The sequence below is a fragment of the Burkholderia sp. Ac-20379 genome, from assembly GCF_017104645.1.
Classification (GTDB): Bacteria; Pseudomonadota; Gammaproteobacteria; order Burkholderiales; family Burkholderiaceae; genus Burkholderia.
Window position 1 is genome coordinate 1 of the sequence record NZ_JAAGPF010000530.1, and the last position, 2,849, is coordinate 2,849.

Genomic DNA, 2,849 nt, shown 5'->3' on the forward strand with positions numbered 1-2,849 from the left:
TGGTCGCGTAGATCACCTCGACCGGCAGATCGCGCCAGTCGGCCCCGCGCACGCTGCGCAGGCAGCGCGACAGCGCGCCGCCCCGGTCGCGCCCCGTCACCACGACGGCGATGCGCGGCGCGTTCAAAACTCGTCCTCCATCGGCGCGCGGAACGCGCTGCCGACCCAGCACGGCGGGGGCTGACGGCGCAGCGGCGCGGTGGCCGAGCGCAGGCGCCGCCATTCGCGCGCCGATTGCGGCAGATGACGCGCACGTCCCGGCTGCAGGCGAACGTCGTCCTGCCGGCCGCCCGACTGGCGGCTGCAACGTTGTTGTGCGTCCAAAGAGATTGCGATCATCGCGTAGCCCTCCTGCGTGGATGGGCGTATTTCAACGCGAATCGGCCTGGGAATCGTGACGGAACTGCAAACGTAGGCACCTATAAAGGGGCCCGATGCAAGCGCCGGAACCGGAGCGGGGCGGCGCGCGGCCGCCCTGCCCCGGCGTCAGATCGGCACTGTGTGACGCCGCTTGGTCAGCAGCACGCGATTGATGCCGTTGACGTGCGCATGGCTGACCTCGTCGCAGCTTTCGCGAATGATGAACAGGCCGAAGCCGCCTTCCGATTCGCCCGAGAAATCGGGCGCCAGCTCGGGCGGCGGCGTGAACGGCCGGCCGTCGTAGACGAATTCGAGCGTGGCCACGCCGTGATTGGCCGTGCAGACCACCTCGATCGGCCCGTCGCCCGGCTGCGAATCGTGGCGCACCACGTTGCTGGCCAGTTCGACGGCGGCCAGCGCCAGCGCGGCCGCGTCGTCCTCGCCGATGCCGGCCGCCGCATGCGCCGTGACGAAGCCGCGCAGCAACTGCAACTGCGACAGCGTGCGCGGCAGGTCGAGCCGCCCGCGGCGCGCGCCGGGCTCGCCGTCCGGCATTTGCAGCACGAGCATCGTCATGTCGTCGGGAATCCGCGCGCTGCGGGTGAAGGCCTCCACGGCCGCGCGCATGCCGCGCACGATCGTGCCGGGGCGGCGATGGCTCGGCAGCAGCCCGCGCAGCGTGGCCGACAGGCGGTCGAGGCCGAACCGCTCGCCGGCGCGGTCGACCGCGTCGGTCAGGCCGTCCGAATAGAGCACCACGGTGTCGCCCGCGCCGAGCCGCACCGTATCCTCGAACACGTCGGCTTCCTCGATCACGCCGAGCGGCGGATGCTGGTTGCGCAGGAATTCGGGCGGCGCCTTGCCGCGGAACACCATGGTTTCCTCGTGCCCGCAGCCCACCCAGGTGGCGGTGCCGCGCGCGCGGTCGATGCGCAGGTAGCAAAGCGTGACGAAGCTGTCGAGCGCCTGCAGCCGCGCGTGCATGGCGCGCTGCGCGTGCGCGACGATGCGCGCCGGCGAGGGCCGCGGCGTGCCGTGCGCGATCAGCTCGGCGATCGAACGCGAGAACTGCATCTTCAGCGCTGCGCCGAGCAGCGCGGCCGGCACGCCCTTGCCCATCGCGTCGCCCACCAGCAGGTCGAAGCAGCCGTCGTCGAATTCGAACCAGTCGAAGAAATCGCCGTTGATGCCGCGCGAGGCCACGTTGAAGCTCGCGATCAGGCAGCCGTGCACGGCCGGCGGCAGATCGCCGATCAGCAGGCCGCGCTGGATGCCCGCGCCGAGTTCGAGCTCGGCGCGCTGCGCGGCCTTCAGCGCATGCTCGCCGGCCACCTGCTGGCTGATGTCGGTCTGGATCAGGAACGCGTGCTTGGTGTTCTGCGACGTGTTCATGATCGGCACCAGCGTGGAGGCGGTCCAGAACAGCGAGCCGTCGCGGCGGCGGTGCACGAGCTGGCCGCTCCACGGCGCGCCTTCGCGGATCAGCTCGGGCAGGCGGTCCACGGCCTGTTCGGCGGTGTCGTCGGGACGCAGCAGGCGGAACGACTGGCCGATCAGCTCGTCGGTCGGATAGCCGCTGACCGAGGCCAGCATCGAGTTCGCGTAGAGGAACGTGCCGTCGGGCGCGACGATGCTGACGATCGCGTGCTCGTCGAGCGCGTTCTTCAGGCCGCGCAGGTCGGACGACGAATCGCGGTACTTGGCCAGCAACTGCGCGCGTTCGTGCGCGACGCGCTTCGCCTCGGACAGATCGCGCACCGTGCAGAAGTAGAACAGCTCGCCGTCCACGTCCACCGGGGCGACCGAGATCTCGGCCGGAAACACGCGGCCGTTGGCACGCCGCGCGTTCAGTTCGAGCCGGCTGCGCGGCGCGATCGAGCGCTCGTCGTCGCCGGCCGCGCGCTCGCGCATCAGCTCGTGGATCTCGTCGGGCAGCAGCGCCTCGCCGGGCTGGCCGATCAGGTTCTCGGCGCGGTAGCCGAAGATCCGCTCGGCCTCGCGGTTGAACTCGACCACGTGGCCGAGCGCGTCGAGCGTGACCATGCCGTCCATCGCGCTGGTCAGCACCGCCGTGTTGCGCGCCTCGCTGCTCGCGATCTCGCGCATCAACTGGCCGAGCGCGGCGATGGTCAGCGCGTTCTGGCGCAGGCTGCGCGCGGCGGCCAGGCACACCACGCCCCACAGCACCAGCACCGCGCCGGTGCCGAACGCCACCCAGCACGCAATGGCGCGCCAGCCGGCCAGCGCGCGATCGGCCGGCGCGGCGACCACGGTCACGAGCGGCCAGCGCCGCGCGGTTCGATAGGCGCCGATGCTGCTCACGCCGTCGAGATCGAGCGCCGAGAACGCGCCCGCCTCGGCGTGCGGCAACAGCGAGCGCAGCAGCGCCGAGCCGGCCAGGTTGTCGTCCCGGTCGAGCGGCTTGCCGGTGGATACCACCGGCGTGCCGTCGAGCATGACGAGCGCGGCCGAGCGCGGCGCGTCGGCCA

The 2,849-nt window shown here is 71.6% G+C and carries 2 protein-coding genes; both read right to left on the reverse strand.

The window, feature by feature from the left end; translation table 11 throughout:
* Nucleotides 1–123 precede the first annotated feature (123 nt).
* Entirely contained in the window at nt 124–339 is a 216-nt protein-coding gene (locus G3N92_RS32360; protein ID WP_206131602.1) for a hypothetical protein, read from the reverse strand.
* Nucleotides 340–486: 147 nt separating this feature from the next.
* Nucleotides 487–2,849: SpoIIE family protein phosphatase (locus tag G3N92_RS32365; RefSeq protein ID WP_206131603.1), on the reverse strand; the 2,363-nt coding region annotated here is incomplete at its 5' end.

Coding starts and splice junctions, on each gene's coding strand:
- G3N92_RS32360 (WP_206131602.1), bottom strand. CDS start 339: ATGATCGCAATCTCTTTGGACGCACAACAACGTTGCAGCCGCCAGTCG.